Raw genomic sequence first — 17,114 nt, 5'->3', positions numbered from 1 at the left:
AAAGAATTAGGATGTTACAAAAAGTAAATACTAAACATGTGTTGGTTGCAGGTGCTACAGGCTATTTAGGAAATCATATAGCACAAATCATGATGACACAGGGGTTAGCTGCAAGGCTGCTTACGCGAAAGAAAGAAAAATTAGCGCAATATCAGTCTCCAGGGATAGAAATTGTGGAGGCTACGGTTACAGAACCCAATACACTTTCTGGAAGTTGTGAAGGAATCGATACAGTGATTTCTACCATAGGTATCACTCGCCAAAAAGATGGATTCACGTATATGGATGTAGATTACCAAGCCAATTTAAATCTACTGCGAGAAGCCCAAAGATCAGCTGTCCGAAAGTTCATTTATGTATCCGCTATTAATGGTGACCAGCATCGAGACCTTAAAATTTTTGAGGCTAAAGAAGCCTTTGTAGATGAACTAAAAAAGTCAGGGTTGGAGTATACCGTGATTAGACCCAATGGATTTTTCTCTGATATGAAAGACTTTCTGCAAATGGCAGGGAATGGACGCGTATTTCTCTTCGGAAAAGGGGAGCAATTGATGAATCCAATTCACGGAGCAGATTTGGCAGAAATCATCTTGACAATGATTGACGAATCTGTTAATGAATGTTCAGTAGGAGGACCAGATGTACTTACACAAAATGAGATTGCAGAATTGGCATTTGATGCCCACGGTAAAGCACCTAATATTTGGCATTTGCCAGATTGGATAAGGCGTTTCTCTCTTTGGTCGGTCCGAAAATTTACTACTGTAGAGACTTATGGTCCGATTGAGTTCTTTTTGACCCTGATGGCCAATGACAACGTAGCAATGCGCTACGGAAAGCATAAGCTAAGAGACTTCTATTTCGCAGAAGCAAAAAACAATTAAAATTTAAAGTCATGATACATAAAATGTTAAGTAATAAATGCCCAAACTGTGGTAAAGGACATATCTATAACGAAAAGAACATTTACTTCAATTTTAGCAAACCCAGAATGAACAGAGAGTGTGAGCATTGCGGATTTGCATTCGAAAAAGAACCAGGGTTTTTCTTCGGTGCGATGTACGTAAGTTATGCTTTGGGAATTGCAGAAGCAATCACAGTATTTGTCATCGGAACTTTCTTTTTTGAAAACACCTTTGATCTACGGATCCTACCATGGATAGCCATCACTATTTTACTGTTATCTTCTTTTAATATGCGGATTGCCCGAATAATCTGGATTTACATATTGAAAGGTGTTTAAAAACAGAAATTAGTTCGGGATTTCATTTCAGAACGACTGGTGGCCTTATCATTCGCATCTTTGAACCATTAAATTATCAATTAAACCAGCAAGTATAAAACTTCTAAAAATGAAAGCAGTAGTGTATTCTAAATATGGTTCGCCAAAAGTCCTGGAATTAGAGGAGTTGGAAAAACCCACACCAAAATCTAATGAAGTTTTGGTGAAGGTACACGCTACTTCGGTTACTGCTGGTGATGTAAGGTTACGTGCCTCTGATTTTCCAGCAATGGTATGGTTACCCGCACGTTTGATTTTTGGATTGTTCCGTCCAAGGAAGCGGATCTTAGGTCACGAATGGTCCGGAGTGATTGAACAAGTAGGAAGTAAAGTATTAAAGTTTAAAGTAGGAGATGAGGTTTTTGGTACCACGTCCATGCTAAAAACAGGAGCCTATGCTGAATATATGTGTATCCCCGAGCGTTGGAACCATGGTGTGGTAGCCAAAAAACCAAGGAACCTCTCTCACAAGGAAGCTGCTGTATTACCGATCGGCAGTATGACCGCTCAGTATTTACTGGAAAAAGCGAATATTAAAAGAAATCAGAAAGTACTCATTTACGGAGCTTCTGGTAGTGTGGGGAGCTATGCGGTGCAAATTGCCAATCATTTTGGGGCACAGGTTACGGGAGTGTGTAGCACTCAGAATGTAGATATGGTTGAACAATTAGGTGCTGAAGCTGTAATCGATTACAAAAAACAGGATTATGCTAACCTATCTGAACGCTTCGATATTGTATTTGATGCCGTAGGTAAAACTTCAAAGTCTGATGCCAAAAGAGTATTAAGCAATGGAGGGAAGTTTGTTTCGACAAAAATGCTCACCAAAGAAAGCGTAGAACTGCTTTTAAAGGTACGTCAACTAGCGGAAACTGGACAATTGAAACCATATATAGACAAAGAGTACTGTTTAGAAACTCTTCGCGCAGCACATCAATATGTGGATTCGGGGAGAAAACGAGGAAATGTATCAGTCGTCATTCAAAATTAAAATCATCAATCTGTGCTAAGCCTGGTCGAAGCATTAAAAAATGAATAAACATGAAAAAAGTACTTATCATCAACGGACACCCTGATAAAGAAAGTTTTAACTGGGCTTTGGCCGAAAGCTATAAAAAAGGCGCAATCTCGGGAAGCGCCAGGGTAGAAACCATAAACCTTTCGGAGCTTCAGTTTGATCCGAACTTGAAATACGGCTACAGAATTCCATATGCATTGGAGCCTGATTTGGAAATGGCTATCAAAAAAATAAAAGAAGCCGAACATCTGGTTTGGGTTTTTCCGATGTGGTGGTATGGCATTCCTGCATTACTGAAAGGCTTTATCGACCGTACTTTTTTACCAGGGATAACTTTCAAATATCAAAAGGGAAAATTGTTTCCAGATAAATTATTGAAAGGGAAAACGGCACGAATTATTGTAACTGCAGATACAGTGAGTTGGTACAATAGTTTGGTGATGAAAAACCCAGCTATCAATCAGTTTAAAAAAGGAGTTCTGGAGTTCTGCGGTGTAAAGCCAGTAAAGGTTACATATCTCGCTGCAGTCAAAGACTCGACAGAAAAACAACGTGATCAATGGCTTACCAAAGTAAATCAACTAGGAGCAAGAGTACAATGAAAATGAAATAACGTACAAACGAAATCACTTTTAGAACAAATCAAATTTCTGCTCAAACAAATGTTTTGAGAGAGATATCAGGAAATTTGTATCAATATTAATTAAAAATAGAATGAAATGAAAAATATTTTAGCCTTTTCTGGCAGTAACAGCCAAGATTCCATTAACGAAAAACTAATTCACTCGGTAATTAAAAGATACCCCAATCATGATATCCGATTTATCGATCTTAAAAAATTTGAAGCTCCCATCTATTCACCTCAAATACAGGCTACGGGAATTCCAAAATCAATACAAGAGTTGTATGCGATTTTTCAAGAAAGTGAGGGTTTTATTATAGCCTCGCCAGAGCACAATGGTTTGCCATCTGCATTTTTGAAAAACACCTTGGATTGGCTATCTGTAATCACTCAACGTTTCTTTGGAGAAAAACCAGTCTTGTTGTTAAGTACTTCTCCTGGCGCTACAGGTGCACGTACCCACTTGTCCATATTAGCAAAGTTAGTTCCATTATGGGGAGGAGTTCTAAGTGCGACCTATTCTCTTGGCAGTTTTAATGAGGCTTTTGATATGGATCAAAATGTCATCAAAGATGCAACAGAGTTACAACATCTGGATAAAGCGTTTTCCGCTCTTGTAGCATCAAATCCTAAACCAAAGAAAACCAATGCAGAAGTAGTACAAGCGTATTTTAATGCTTTTCAACAAGGAGATTTAGAAGCTGTACTCAATGTTTTTCATCCAGATTGTTATATCGTGAGTGTAAAAGAAGAAGAGCGACCCACAGAACAGCTTCACGGTATTTATCGCACCCGAAAGGAAGCAAAACAATTTCTAAACAACATTATAGCCCTTTTTGAAACCAAAGCATTTGTAGTAGAAACCGTTGTTGAAGCAGCCGATAATTTGGTGGTTGCCAAAGGTACCTTCTCGCATTTGGTAAAAAGTTCAGGAAAACTATTCAATAGTAATTGGGTACAACTTTGTGTGATTGAAGATGAAATGATAAAAGAATATCGTTTCTACGAAGATTCTGCTGCTCTTATTGAAGCGTCAACCATTGAATATGCTTAATGATGATACCAGCGGCTATACAACATCAATTTGAATTTTGGAGACATATCGGTCAAGTGGGAGGATATTTTCATCAATATGATGGGTTTTCCAGTCTTTCCCCCAAAGATGCCACTTGGCCCTCTAAAATATTCGATCTTAAAGAACACCATATTGAAGCATTAAAACAAAGGATCACAAATCATCATCTCTCCAAATCCGTAGCAGTAGAGGAAAATGAAGTACTTGAAATGCTCTTACGATCAAAGGGATTTACTCAGACATCTTCTGTAGCGGCAATGACGAAGAAAATTGATGATAAGATTCAACATAGTGTCTATCCAGAAATTGAAAAAGTAACAGATGTTTTGAGTGCGCGAACATTTGCAAAAATTGCGTCTACAGCATTTGGTTACCAAATTTATGAGAGCACTATTGCGCCTTTAATTCAGAGTACAAAAGTTCAGTTATTCTTAGGAAAACATGAAAATAAATATGTAAGTTGTGGAATCGTATTTGTAGATGCTAATGGCGATTCGGGATTACATATGATTGGAGCTAAAAAAGAATACCGAGGATTGGGATTAGGCAAGAAAATGACCCAACATTTACTTTCAGTAGCGTTGAGAAACGAAAGTGATTATATTCATCTGGTAGCTTCAAAATTAGGAGCACCTATTTATCAGAAGCTTGGTTTTCAGAACCATGGATATTTAAAGTCATACACCATTCAATAGAACAATTATGAAGTACATTTGTTTAATCCTATTCAGCGTTATGATTCCTGCTAATGCTCAAAATATAAATCAACTTTTGTCTAGTAAATTAGACTCCATATCAGAAAATCCTGTACATAGCATTTCTGTGTATATAAAAAACCAGGATGGCGTACTTATAGATCAAGTGGTTGGACTGCGTGAAAAAGAAGGAGAGAAGGCATTATCAACAGATCAGTTTAAAATTGCCAGTAGTACAAAGTTGTTTGTATCCACCATTATTTTGCAATTACAGGAAGAGGGGAAATTTAGTCTTTCGGACAAGATATATCCATACCTAAAGGATATCGAATATTTGAAGTTGGATGAATTTCATTATTATGACAACTTAGCTTTTGCTAAAGAAATAAGTATTGAACAGCTACTATCTCACAAAAGTGGATTAGCTGATATTTTTAATGACAAACAGGAAGCTTTTTTTGAGCGTGTGATGCAAAATCCAGAACGGCAATACCAACCTAAAGATATAGTCGATTTGTATTTTGAATTTGGGTTACATAAGGAAACTAAATCTAGACCTGATGAGGGTTGGCACTATTCTGATATGAACTATGTGCTGCTAGGTTTATTAATAGAACAATTAGAACAAAAGCCATTATCGCATTCCATTCGAGATCGTATTTTGCGTCCGCTGGATTTAAAAGACACTTATTTCGAGTTTTATGAAAAAACCGAAACCAATAAGGCCAGATTACATCAGTATATAGGTAACATCGATTTTGATATGGTAAATACCTCTTTTGATTGGTCTGGAGGGGGATTGGTGAGTACGCACCAAGATTTGGCTACTTTTATTGAAGCTCTTTTTAACAAAAAACTTATTTCTGAAACATCATTACAGAAAATGATTGCCGTACAGCCTACTATAAAAGACCACCTTCCATATGGGTTGGGAGTTTATAAGTCTGTTTACAATAATTATACTTTCTTTGGACATTATGGATTTTATGGTACGTATATTGGGTATTGCCCAAGTACCAAAACCGTACTTTCTTATTGCATATCACAGGCAACACCTTTGTTTAATACCTATGAATTGGTAAATGCTATTGTTGAAAGTGTAAAATAATCACTTTAAAAATCATGACCATGCTGTGTTTCTCATATAGAAAGTATGGTACAAACAAAAAAGCCCACCATTTGGTGAGCTTTTCATTCTTAAGTGACCTCGGCAGGATTCAAACCTGCAACCTCTTGAGCCGTAATCAAGTGCACTATTCAGTTATGCTACGAGGCCTTTTTTAATTATTGCGGGTGCAAATATAGGTGTTTTTTATCCTCATAACAAAATATAATCTTAATTTTTCTATAAAGAAAAGCTACCTGATTTGATTCTAAGCAAGATACCTTCAAAAATCATGGATTAGACAGCTATTTTTATCCTATAGATTTGTCAATCTTAGTTCAAGACAAGGATTGTTTTTAGGGGTATTAATTATTTTTTGCCTTCTTTTTTTAAATTTCATTATTTTGGGCCAATGGATGTAAAAGAATTTGTTAGAGATATTCCCGACTTTCCGAAACCTGGAATTTTATTTAAAGATATCACCCCATTATTAGCGAATCATAAAGCTTTGGTGTATTGTGCAGATCAACTAGCCGCATTTTGCCCAGTGGATACTACTGTGGATAAAGTGATCGGTATCGAAGCGAGAGGTTTTATTATAGGAACCATGATTGCAGAACGTTTAGGAGCTGGCTTTGTACCAGTGCGTAAAAAAGGGAAGCTGCCTTACAAAGTGAAATCAAAAAACTATGGGTTAGAATATGGCGAAGATACCTTAGAAATGCACGAGGATGCTATACAACCTGGAGAACGTGTTTTGATTCATGACGATGTGTTGGCAACTGGAGGTACAGCAGCTGCAGTGTGTCAATTGGTCAAAGAAGCCGGAGGGATTATTGTACAATGCAATTTTATTATGGAGTTGGACTTTCTGAAAGGAAGAGAGAAGCTAGAATCCGATACTGTAGCTTTGTTACAATACTAAAAAACCTCCACCAGATCGGTGAAGGTTTTTCGTCAAACTCAATATAAAGAAGTACTACCTAATTTTTGGTAGTTGCGATTATTGCCCCGTCTTTTGCTTTTTCTCCATAAACGCTAATGGCTGTTTGTGGTTTTAGAAAATCAACCTCTGCTAACTTGTCATCTTTCGCCAAGGTATCCAACGTTTCAAAATCAGCCTCTTTTCCATCAATGATGATTAGCTTTTCGATATTTGGATCGTCTACAAATCTGAATTTTGGACCAAATCTGGCATTGATATTAGGGATTTGTTGACCGTTGAAAAAGAAGTTTCCGTTTTCGTCTTGGTTAAAAGAAAATGATTGCTTCATCATGTCCTTGAACTTTTTCATATCAAAACCTCGTCCATTAAAAAACAAAGAATCGTTTTCTTCATCAAAATCAAAGTTGAAAGCAAAGTTTTGTTGTTTCAAAAGGCTGTCTACTGCTACTTTTGGAAAGGTAAACGTATGTTGATTACCAAAAGAGGCGATATCAAAAGATCCCGGCTGATTGATATATAAACTGTCATTTTTGAAACCCAGTTCTATTTTAGAAATAGGCTCCGAAGAAGATGAAGAATACTGGCTTTTCGAATTTCCCTTTTTTAAGGTAATATTTAGAGTAGTAATCTCATTTTGATCATTATATGCCACTTTTTTAATGATCAATTCGATACCATTCTCCGCAAAAAACGTTTTTAAATCTTCTAATTCTTGTTCAGTGGTATTTTTGCTGATGACCGCAGTAACTTCGTCTTGTAATGCTTCGGTGATGTCGGTCATGTTGTGATTTGTAGAAAATGCTGACAAGGATAGTATACCCAGTATACCCATTCCTAAAATGATCCACTTTTTCATATGATTGTTTTTTGGTTTTTTTGATTGTGAAATACTCAATTGCTACTTTAAATACGAGAAGAGAAAGTAGCTGTTGCAGAAAAATGACCGCATTGAGCAAAAGCCTAGGAATTTTTGGCTATTTGATAAGCAATCTTCTTAATAGTTTATTGAATCACTCTGGATATCAATGAAATTAATTTAAGCGTCTAGCGCTCTTTTGGTGACATAAAGTCTCCAGCCAAAAATAGCGAGTTGAAGTTTAGAGGCTTTACTAAGGTCTAATCTCCTTTTTGTAAAGCTAGGTAGGATTAGTTTGTTGATTTTGGCTAGGATGGCAAATAGTTGATTTTTCATGTTGTAAAATTACAAAAAACTCACCTTTAGAAGATGAGTTTTTTGATTGAAATTATGAGATAATTTATTTATGCTCTATCAGTTAGCAGAAGATAAAATGGATACTGGATTACTTGTTTTTGGTAATGATTTCAACCACTCCATTCTTTGCTTCTGCACCAAATTTCTTTTTTGCCTTTTCACCCTTATACACATTCACTTCTTCAATATCATCTGAGTCTAAGTTTTTCATGTCTGAGGCCTCCACTTTTTTACCATCGATAAAAAATAATGGCTCTTTGCCGCCGGTATTAGTCGTGAATGCAAAGGTTTTTTTGTCATTGGTGTGTATTTTAAAAATATTATCATCGTCATCTCCGTGAATCTCTTCGGTAATAATGTTACCGTTTTTGTCCTTTTTGGTGATTATTTTGGTTTTACCACTAGTTACTATAGAAATATTATGCTCCCCATCAGAGTCTTCGTCTTCGTCATAATCAATTTCTACAATTTTTTTCTTACTCTTTTTTGAAGACCAAACATGAATGTTGCCATTCTCGGATTGGCTGATATTAATTTTTTTGGTTTTACTGTTATACGTAATCGTAATCGGATTTATTGGAGCATCATTTTCTATAGCATAATTGGCATTGCTTTTTTCTGAAGACATTTTCATTTCGATTCTTAGAATCTCTCCATCACCATTGCGTTTGATGTTAGAAAAACTGATTTTAACAGAATACTCATCTTCCAATGTTTTTTTGATACTCTCCAGATCCTGTTTAGAAGAGCTTTTATTAATGATAAATTTCACTGTTTTACTATCCTTTGATATAAAATAGGTATATGAACTGTTTGTTGCTGAAGTGGTTTTTTCTTTGATTATGGTAGTGGTGTTGAAACTCCATAAGAAAACACTGAGCAGAGGCAGGATCGCAAAAGTCTTTAATAAATTCTGTTTGTTTGAATCTTTTTTGTTTAGCATAACTATTCGTTTTTTGATTAATGATTGATAAAAATTGTTGACAATAGCAACGGTATTATTTGATGATACTTTGATTAAAGTAAGTTGATATTCTTTTTTGCAGGATAAATTGTTGGAAGCTTCCCGATCTGCGATAAATTCTAGATTTTGCTCCAGACTTTTTTTATACCACCAAGCTAATGGATTTGCCCATTGAAAAATGACAAAAAGATGGCCGATTAGGGTGTCTAGTGTATGTAGTTGATGCGCATGTATCTTTTCATGAGTGATAATCATTTCTAGTTCTTCCTGGGTATGTAAAGCGGGATTATAGACAATGGTATTCAAAAAGGAAAAAGGGGCGATGTCTTTTTCGACTTCAATAAGCTTGAATTTCCCTTCCTTTTGTATAGGTTGTTTGTGTATCAAACGACGTAGAGATAGTACCTGTATTAGAAAACGGATCATCATAAGAAATACTCCAACAGCATATATAGTAATCCCAACGAACCACCAATTTACAGAAGTATTTTGGGTTGGCGTGAGGTTGGTCGGTTGTATAATAGATGCTGTAGCAAGAGTGGGTTCTATATAAGTCACAGTAGTAAATTCTACAAAGGGTAGTAAAAGTGATGCGATAATCCCAGACAATAGGAAATGGCGATTGACTGAGAAAAATGTGTCTTTACGAAGTAAAATGAAATATACTCCATAAAATAAGGAGAGTAGAAAACCTACTTTAAGTGTGTAAAAGATAAAAGCTTCCATATCATTATTTTTTTTGTTCGATAACTTCTAAAATCTCTCTAAGTTCTTCGGCTGTAATTTTTTCTTCTTTTGCAAAAAAGGAAACCAAATTTTTATAAGAGTCATTAAAATATTCTTTCATGGCTTTGCTTACAAAACGACTGCGATATTCTTCTTTGGTAATCACAGGGAAATATTGATGTGTTTTACCAAAAGCCTTGTGGCCGACGTATCCTTTATCTTGCAGATTTCGAATAATGGTGGATACGGTGTTGTAATGTGCAGATGTCCCTAGTTCTGCTTGTACTTCTTTGGCAAATGCTTTTTCAAGTTTCCAAAGTGCTTTCATGATTTCTTCTTCCTTTGTTGTAAGTTTTTCCATGATTGTATTTGTTATAGGTCAAATATATAACTATAATTTTAGTTATGAAACTATTTTTTTAGTTATTTAACGAATTTTATAGTTTTCAGCTGAAAATAGGCCGTCAAAATTTCATAAAAAGTAGATGTAGAATTACCTTATCCGTTTCTTATTATCTATATTCGCATCCAAATAATAAACAATGTTTTTAAGTATACTCTATGTATTGATAGGACTTGTTCTTCTTGTAGTAGGAGGGGAATTTCTGGTACGTTCTTCAGTTGCGTTATCTTTTCGGTTAAAGCTATCAAAAATGGTTATCGGGCTTACCGTTGTCTCTTTTGCCACTTCGGCTCCAGAGTTATTGGTTAGTGTCCAGGCGGCATTAGATGGTTTATCCGATATATCATTGGGTAATGTGATTGGATCGAATATAGCAAACATTGGATTGGTATTAGGAATCACAGCTATTATTGGACCTCTTGCAATCGATAGGGATTTTTACAAATTCAATTGGCCAGTAATGGTATTATTATCGTTTGGGTTGTATTTGGTGTTAAAGAATGATGGAGTTTTGACACAACTAGAAGGATTGTTGTTTTTTGCATCTTTATTAATATATCTCTTTTTATTGATCAGGAGATCAAGAAAATTTGCGGATGCTACTCTTGAAGAGGTTGACGATTCTTTGGAGAAAACTTCAGGGTTTAAAATCGTAGTTTGGTTACTGATTGGAGGTACAGCGCTATATTTTGGATCAGAATTGTTGGTAAAAGGTGCAGAAGATATAGCATTGAGTATGGGGGTAAGTGAAGGAGTAATTGCAGTTACGCTAATTGCTGTAGGTACTAGTGTTCCTGAATTGGCGGCTTCGGTGATCGCTGCATTAAAACAGGAAAAGGCAATTTCTTTAGGAAACCTGATTGGATCTAATATTTTTAATATCGCTTCGGTATTGGGAATCACGGCTATGATTCAACCTATCGCGGTAAAAGATGAAAGTTTAATGGGAGTCAATATCTACTGGATGTTAGGTTTTGCTTTGATTTTACTACCGCTGGCATTTGTACATAAAAAAATGACACTAACACGACCAAAAGGTCTTTTGATATTTGTGGCCTATTGTATTTTTATTGCTTTGGTGTTTATAAAATAAGATCTGGTTTTCTAAAAGAAAACCTTTACAATAACAAAAAACCTCTAAGAATTTTCTTAGAGGTTTTTTTGCGTTTAACTAACGGATTGGTTAGTTCATGTATGATTAAGCTAATAATGCTTCTACGTCAGCAGTCTTAACTGTTTTTACAATTCTAGCAGCAATCTTATATGGGTCTCCGTTTGAAGCAGGACGACGATCTTCTAACCATCCTTTCCATCCTTTTTCTACAGTGATGATAGGAATTCTGATCGATGCTCCTCTATCAGATACTCCATAAGAGAATTCATGAATAGATTGTGTTTCGTGATCTCCTGTTAATCTTTGATCATTGAATTCACCGTAAACTTCAATGTGTTCTTTGGTAACCGGTCTGAAAGCTTCACAAATTGTTTCGTATACTTCTTTAGAACCACAAGTTCTTAATACTTCGTTAGAGAAGTTAGCATGCATACCAGAACCATTCCAATCACCTTTAATTGGTTTTGGGTGATATTCAATATAATATCCATACTTTTCAGTAAGACGATCTAATAAATAACGAGCTACCCAAATCTCATCTCCAGCTTTTTTAGCTCCTTTAGAGAATAATTGGAATTCCCACTGTCCACTAGCAACCTCTTGGTTGATTCCTTCAAAGTTAAGTCCGGCATCAATACAAAGATCTGCATGCTCTTCAACAAAATCTCTACCGTGTGTGTTTTTACCACCTACAGAACAGTAGTACATTCCTTGAGGACCAGGATAACCACCAACAGGGAATCCTAAAGGTAGTTGAGTGTTTTTGTCCATGATAAAGTATTCTTGCTCAAAACCAAACCAGAAGTCATTATCATCATCATCAATTGTTGCTCTTGCATTAGATTCGTGTGGCGTACCGTCGGCATTCAAAACTTCTGTCATTACTAGGTATCCATTTCTTCTTGTTGGATCTGGATAGATAGCTACTGGCTTTAATAAACAGTCAGAAGATCCACCTTCTGCTTGTTTTGTAGAACTACCATCAAATGACCATACTGGACAATCTTCAAGCTTCCCGCTAAAGTTTTCTTCAATCTTTGTTTTACTTCTTAGATTAGCAGTTGGCTTATATCCATCCAACCAAATGTATTCTAATTTAGACTTGCTCATAATTAACACTTTATAAATTGAACTCTTAAGTCGCCAAAATTAATCTAACTTTTTGTATAACCAAAAAAAATAGGGGTGATATAATTAAATTTATTCATATTTTTATTAACACCCTACTTTTTTAGGGGGTATTTTAAATTTATTGCATTTTTTGAATTACTTATTTTTCATTTTAGCAATAGAAAGTTGTTTTATATTTGTACCAAAATTTACACCAATATGTCTACACTTAGATTTCAAGCTTTAAAAGAATCGATGCTACATCGTTCTTTGAAGGTTACAGAAAACGAACGCAGATCCGTATTGTTTGGCGAAAACGTATTTAACCAAACAACCATGTTACAGAGTTTAACCAAAGATGCTTATAACAGTGTTATGGATGCGATCGAGAATGGTTCTAAAATCGATCGTAGAATAGCTGATCAGATCGCTTCTGCAATGAAAGACTGGGCTTTGGCCAAAGGGGTTACTCATTATACACATTGGTTTCAACCGCTTACCGGAGCCACTGCGGAAAAACACGATGCATTTTTTGAACCTCTTGATAACGGACAGGCTATAGAGAAATTTGGGGGAGGGCAGTTAGTACAGCAAGAACCCGATGCCTCTTCTTTTCCGCATGGAGGGATTCGAAACACTTTTGAAGCCAGAGGATATACAGCTTGGGATCCAACCTCACCTGCTTTTATTTATGATACTACTTTGTGTATTCCAACAGTCTTTGTTGCGTATACAGGAGAGGCCTTGGATTATAAGACTCCTTTGCTACGGGCATTACAATCCGTAGATCATGCAGCAACCGCGGTTGCCAAGTATTTTGATAAAAACGTAAAAAAAGTAAATGCTTCTTTGGGATGGGAGCAGGAGTATTTTTTGATTGATTCGGCTCTGGCAGCATCAAGACCGGATATCGTAATGACAGGTAGAACGCTGTTGGGACACTCATCTGCAAAAGGACAACAATTAGACGATCATTATTTTGGAAGTATTCCTACCCGAGCTTTAAATTTTATGAAGGATCTCGAAGTAGAATGCATGTTGTTAGGGATTCCTGTAAAAACAAGACACAACGAAGTTGCGCCAAATCAATTTGAAGTAGCTCCGGTATACGAAGAGACTAATTTGGCGGTGGATCATAATTCATTATTAATGGACATTATGAGTAAAGTGGCTGCAAGACATAATCTTAAAGTTTTGCTGCACGAGAAACCATTTGCCGGAGTAAATGGATCAGGGAAACATAATAATTGGTCATTAAGCACAAACACAGGTGTAAACTTGTTGAGCCCAGGTAAAACTCCTATGAGCAACCTTCAGTTTTTGACGTTTTTTATAAATACTATAAAGGCAATTAACGATAATGAAGAATTAATGCGAGCAGGGATAGCGTCAGCCAGTAATGATCACAGATTAGGGGCTAATGAGGCTCCGCCAGCGATTATGTCTGTATTTATAGGAGAACAATTGACGGCTGTTCTAAAAGAACTGGAAGGGGTTACCGATGGTAAACTATCGCCTCAAGAAAAAACAGACCTTAAGTTGAATGTGGTAGGTAAAATACCTGAGATTTTGTTAGACAATACAGATCGAAACAGAACATCTCCTTTTGCATTTACAGGAAATAAATTTGAATTTAGAGCGGTAGGATCTAAGGCAAATTGTGCAAATCCAATGACGATCCTAAATACTATTGTAGCGAAACAGCTAGCAGATTTTAAAATTGAGGTAGATAAATTAATTGATAAGAAGGGGTTAAAAAAGGATGAAGCTGTCTTTAATGTGTTGAGAGAGTATATCAAGAAATCAAAGGATATTCTTTTTGAAGGAAATGGTTATAGTGAAGAATGGGAAAAAGAAGCAAAAAAACGAGGGTTAAGTAATAATAAAACTACACCTGAAGCTCTTAAAGCCAAAGTTTCAAAAGAAAATATCGCCCTCTTTGAGAAAATGGGTGTGATGAATGAGATTGAGGCAAAAGCAAGATATGAGATAGAAATCGAAGAATATGTAATGCGAATTCAGATTGAAGGTAGAGTCTTGGGTGATATTGCCAGAAATCATGTAATTCCTACAGGAATTCGATACCAAAATATGTTGATCAATAATGTAACAGGATTGAAAGAACTGTATGGAAAAGATTTTAAGAACCATGCCAAAGAACAGATGGAGATTATAGAAGAAATTTCTGAGTACATCGGTAAAATTAATACAAAAGTGAATGAGATGACTGCAGAGAGAAGGAAAGCTAATAAGATTGAAGACCTAGAGAAAAAAGCTTCTGATTACTGTAATAAAGTAAAGCCACTGTTTGATCAGATCCGATACAATTGCGATAAATTGGAGCTGTTGGTAGATGATGAGTTGTGGCCGCTAACAAAATACCGTGAACTCCTGTTTACCAGGTAAGTAGGAATTAACTTACATCTTGGTTTTGTGTTAAAACGGTCAGTAAAGTAAATCTGGGAAAAGTCATTGAAACTTTGGTTTTTATGACTTTTTTTTATGCATTTCGTCGAAATGTTATAGAATCCATAAAAATAGCCTTAATATTTTTCTAAATTTGTCAATGTCGAAATGTACTGCATTTTTACACTATCCCAACAAATCTCCCCAAGAATACCTGTACTTTAACATCATGTAGAAGGATTAGAATTTTCTAATCTTTTTTGTTCTTGTGCCATATTGCAATTGTAAACTCATTAATCATTTTAATTATATTACGTATGAAAACAGCAATTCTTAGTCTAGCAACTTTATTAAGCTCAGCGGTAATGGTTGCCCAGTCGAATACCAGTAATGTAAGCCAAACAGGAGAAGAAAACTTGGCAAACATTACTCAGGTAGGAGATTCTAACTCTTCAATTACTTTACAAGAAGGTGTAGGTAACAATGCCGAAGCTATTCAGGGTAGTGATGCATTTAGCTCTACTCTTGGAGTTGTAGAACAAACTCAAATTGGTGATGGAAACCAAGCATTGGCTCAGCACGAAGAGCTTTTGAATGAGATTTATCAAGAGCAAATCGGAAACGGTAACTCGGCAACAGCTACTCAAAACTTAGCATTTACAGGTGGGGCTAACTTGGCAAATCAACTTCAAGAAGGAGATGGTAACCAAGCAGTAATCTCTCAAGAAGGAGCCTTTAATACGGCGTTCCAGGTACAATTAGGAGAGGAAAACAGTGCAACCTCAACTCAAGAGGGAGGTTTCAATGTTAGTGACATCAACCAAAGTGGAATCCTTAACGAAGCAACTATCGCTCAAATCGGAGACGGGAACTCTTCTCAGCAAAGTCAAGTTGGAGATTCAAATTTAGGTACTGGTGAGCAGTGGGGACCAGACAACGTATTATTACAAGATCAAGATGGTGGTGGTAACACTGCAATCTCTATCCAAGGTAGCAGCTCTTTCGAATCAAGAGGAGGAGAAGTTCAGCAAATTCAAATAGGAGACGAAAACTTTGCGTTTGCTAACCAAGAAGAAGATAACAACAGAGCACTTCAAGGGCAGTTAGGAGAGTCAAACAGTGCAACTATCTCTCAAAACTTAGGTTCTTTTGGTGGAGATAACTTTGCTATCCAACAACAATTAGGGAACAGAAACGTTGCTGACGCTTCTCAAAACGGAACTGCAAATGCTTCTGATCAATTACAAAGTGGTGACGAAAATACTGCTTCTGTAACACAATCAGGAGACAATAACGTAGCGATCCAAAACCAAGACGGATTTGGAAACAACGCTGTAGCAGAGCAAGGTAGTTTCTTCTTTGATTCTAGAGGAGGGGTAATCAACCAAACTCAGTCTGGAGAAGGAAACGATGCATTCGCAAGACACGAAGAGGATAACAATACTATCGTTCAGAACCAAACAGGAGCTGGAAACAGTGCTTCTGCAACTCAAAACATCTTAACTTTTGGTGGAGAAAACGTAACTGACCAATTCCAGTTCGGAAGCGGAAACGTGGCAGAATCTTCTCAAGAAGCTGGTTTAGGAGAAGCTGGTGAAGGAAACTTAGTGATCCACTTCCAATTTGGTGATGAGAACATCGCTATCTCTGACCAAAACGGAGCAACAAATACAAGTGATATCTTCCAATTTGGAAACGGTAACTTAGCTAACGATACTCAAACTGGATTAGGAAATAACACTTTCGTAACTCAATTAGGAGATCTTAACGCAAGTACAATCATCCAAACAGGAGCTGGTAACTCTGCGGTTGTTACGCAAAACGGACTATAATAGAAAAGTCACTATAATTTTATACCTTAGAGGAGTTATGCTTAAATTAGCATAACTCTTCTGTGGGTATTTAATTCTATAAAGAAATGAAGACAAATATTCTTTTAACGTTTGTTGCTTTTTTGTGTTTAGGAACATCTTTGACATTTGCTCAAGAGGCTGATGAGGAAGAGGTTCTGGTTACAGATCAGGACAAGTTTATAACGTTATCCCAAATAAATGCGATTACTCCGCAAGCGAACTCTTCGGTTGCTAACGGGACAAACGCAGTGTTTATACAGCAAATTGGGACAGATAACGTAGTGCTTGCGAATATCGCAGCCGAGTCTTCTGATATTAAAATTTTCCAACAAGGAAATGAAAATAGTGTAGCTATAGAAGAAACCGCTAGAGAAATCGAAAAACAAATTACACAATTAGGAAATAATAATTCTGTGGTTGATTTTTCTTTTAATCCAGATACAGCGACCAACCTTGAACTTGTTCAGGATGGTAACAATCTTATTTTTGAGCGTTTTGGTACGAATGAACTGTCTAAAAACTTGAAGTTTAGAATGACAGGAGATGCCAGAACTATTGTAATCAGAAGTTTCTAAAAAATAT

At 36.3% G+C, this 17,114-nt stretch carries 17 protein-coding genes and 1 tRNA gene; 12 read left to right on the top strand and 6 right to left on the bottom strand.

Annotated elements, in window-relative coordinates:
* The first annotated feature begins 11 nt into the window (after nucleotides 1-11).
* From ACXAGJ_RS07705 to ACXAGJ_RS07675, 7 genes are all read left to right on the top strand, one after another.
* On the top strand, nucleotides 12-884 hold the full coding sequence (locus ACXAGJ_RS07705; RefSeq protein ID WP_474838618.1) for an SDR family oxidoreductase: 873 nt from the start codon (nucleotides 12-14) through the stop codon (nucleotides 882-884).
* Nucleotides 885-895: 11 nt separating this feature from the next.
* Nucleotides 896-1,243 (top strand): DUF983 domain-containing protein, encoded by a 348-nt coding sequence (locus tag ACXAGJ_RS07700; RefSeq protein ID WP_474838617.1) that lies wholly within the window; start codon nucleotides 896-898, stop codon nucleotides 1,241-1,243.
* A gap of 109 nt (nucleotides 1,244-1,352) precedes the next feature.
* Nucleotides 1,353-2,273, top strand: a complete 921-nt coding sequence (locus ACXAGJ_RS07695) for an NAD(P)-dependent alcohol dehydrogenase (RefSeq protein ID WP_474838615.1) — start codon at nucleotides 1,353-1,355, stop codon at nucleotides 2,271-2,273.
* Between the two features lie 50 nt (nucleotides 2,274-2,323).
* The gene (locus tag ACXAGJ_RS07690) at nucleotides 2,324-2,902 is read left to right on the top strand and encodes an NAD(P)H-dependent oxidoreductase (RefSeq protein ID WP_474838613.1); all 579 of its coding nucleotides are present in this window, start codon (nucleotides 2,324-2,326) and stop codon (nucleotides 2,900-2,902) included.
* Nucleotides 2,903-3,019: 117 nt separating this feature from the next.
* Complete coding sequence (locus ACXAGJ_RS07685; protein ID WP_474838611.1) at nucleotides 3,020-3,976, top strand: NAD(P)H-dependent oxidoreductase; 957 nt, start codon at nucleotides 3,020-3,022, stop codon at nucleotides 3,974-3,976.
* Entirely contained in the window at nucleotides 3,976-4,692 is a 717-nt protein-coding gene (locus ACXAGJ_RS07680) for a GNAT family N-acetyltransferase (RefSeq protein ID WP_474838609.1), read from the top strand. The genes ACXAGJ_RS07685 and ACXAGJ_RS07680 overlap by 1 nt, the downstream gene beginning before the upstream one ends.
* Nucleotides 4,693-4,699: 7 nt before the next feature.
* On the top strand, nucleotides 4,700-5,800 hold the full coding sequence (locus ACXAGJ_RS07675) for a serine hydrolase domain-containing protein (protein ID WP_474838608.1): 1,101 nt from the start codon (nucleotides 4,700-4,702) through the stop codon (nucleotides 5,798-5,800).
* Nucleotides 5,801-5,894: 94 nt separating this feature from the next.
* Here the strand turns inward: ACXAGJ_RS07675 and ACXAGJ_RS07670 are convergent.
* Nucleotides 5,895-5,968, bottom strand: a tRNA-Arg gene (locus tag ACXAGJ_RS07670).
* Between the two features lie 241 nt (nucleotides 5,969-6,209).
* Between ACXAGJ_RS07670 and ACXAGJ_RS07665 the strand changes: the two genes are divergently transcribed.
* Nucleotides 6,210-6,722, top strand: coding sequence for an adenine phosphoribosyltransferase (locus ACXAGJ_RS07665; protein ID WP_474838606.1), 513 nt, complete (start codon nucleotides 6,210-6,212; stop codon nucleotides 6,720-6,722).
* A gap of 58 nt (nucleotides 6,723-6,780) precedes the next feature.
* On the opposite strand, the gene ACXAGJ_RS07660 is transcribed toward ACXAGJ_RS07665, so the two are convergent.
* The 4 genes from ACXAGJ_RS07660 to ACXAGJ_RS07645 form a co-directional block, all read right to left on the bottom strand.
* On the bottom strand, nucleotides 6,781-7,599 hold the full coding sequence (locus tag ACXAGJ_RS07660; RefSeq protein ID WP_474838604.1) for a hypothetical protein: 819 nt from the start codon (nucleotides 7,597-7,599) through the stop codon (nucleotides 6,781-6,783).
* Between the two features lie 180 nt (nucleotides 7,600-7,779).
* Entirely contained in the window at nucleotides 7,780-7,935 is a 156-nt protein-coding gene (locus ACXAGJ_RS07655; RefSeq protein ID WP_073317209.1) for an SsrA-binding protein, read from the bottom strand.
* A gap of 109 nt (nucleotides 7,936-8,044) precedes the next feature.
* Nucleotides 8,045-9,646: a M56 family metallopeptidase gene (locus ACXAGJ_RS07650; RefSeq protein ID WP_474838602.1), complete on the bottom strand. Its 1,602-nt coding sequence runs from the start codon at nucleotides 9,644-9,646 to the stop codon at nucleotides 8,045-8,047.
* Between the two features lie 4 nt (nucleotides 9,647-9,650).
* The gene (locus ACXAGJ_RS07645; protein WP_073317215.1) at nucleotides 9,651-10,007 is read right to left on the bottom strand and encodes a BlaI/MecI/CopY family transcriptional regulator; all 357 of its coding nucleotides are present in this window, start codon (nucleotides 10,005-10,007) and stop codon (nucleotides 9,651-9,653) included.
* A 181-nt stretch (nucleotides 10,008-10,188) separates the two neighbouring features.
* Here ACXAGJ_RS07645 and ACXAGJ_RS07640 point away from each other — a divergent pair, with 181 nt between their 5' ends.
* Nucleotides 10,189-11,142 (top strand): calcium/sodium antiporter, encoded by a 954-nt coding sequence (locus tag ACXAGJ_RS07640; protein ID WP_474838600.1) that lies wholly within the window; start codon nucleotides 10,189-10,191, stop codon nucleotides 11,140-11,142.
* 105 nt (nucleotides 11,143-11,247) lie between these two features.
* On the opposite strand, the gene ACXAGJ_RS07635 is transcribed toward ACXAGJ_RS07640, so the two are convergent.
* Nucleotides 11,248-12,273, bottom strand: coding sequence for a glutamine synthetase beta-grasp domain-containing protein (locus tag ACXAGJ_RS07635; RefSeq protein WP_474838598.1), 1,026 nt, complete (start codon nucleotides 12,271-12,273; stop codon nucleotides 11,248-11,250).
* A gap of 219 nt (nucleotides 12,274-12,492) precedes the next feature.
* Here ACXAGJ_RS07635 and ACXAGJ_RS07630 point away from each other — a divergent pair, with 219 nt between their 5' ends.
* From ACXAGJ_RS07630 to ACXAGJ_RS07620, 3 genes are all read left to right on the top strand, one after another.
* Entirely contained in the window at nucleotides 12,493-14,679 is a 2,187-nt protein-coding gene (locus tag ACXAGJ_RS07630) for a glutamine synthetase III family protein (RefSeq protein ID WP_474838596.1), read from the top strand.
* A 317-nt stretch (nucleotides 14,680-14,996) separates the two neighbouring features.
* Nucleotides 14,997-16,511, top strand: a complete 1,515-nt coding sequence (locus ACXAGJ_RS07625; RefSeq protein ID WP_474838594.1) for a hypothetical protein — start codon at nucleotides 14,997-14,999, stop codon at nucleotides 16,509-16,511.
* Between the two features lie 86 nt (nucleotides 16,512-16,597).
* Nucleotides 16,598-17,107 (top strand): hypothetical protein, encoded by a 510-nt coding sequence (locus ACXAGJ_RS07620; protein ID WP_474838592.1) that lies wholly within the window; start codon nucleotides 16,598-16,600, stop codon nucleotides 17,105-17,107.
* The last annotated feature ends 7 nt before the right edge of the window (nucleotides 17,108-17,114 follow it).

This window comes from Aquimarina sp. AWH4_224 (assembly GCF_056160245.1).
Note: the sequence above shows the minus strand (reverse complement) of the source record. Positions and strands in the feature narration are given on the sequence as shown.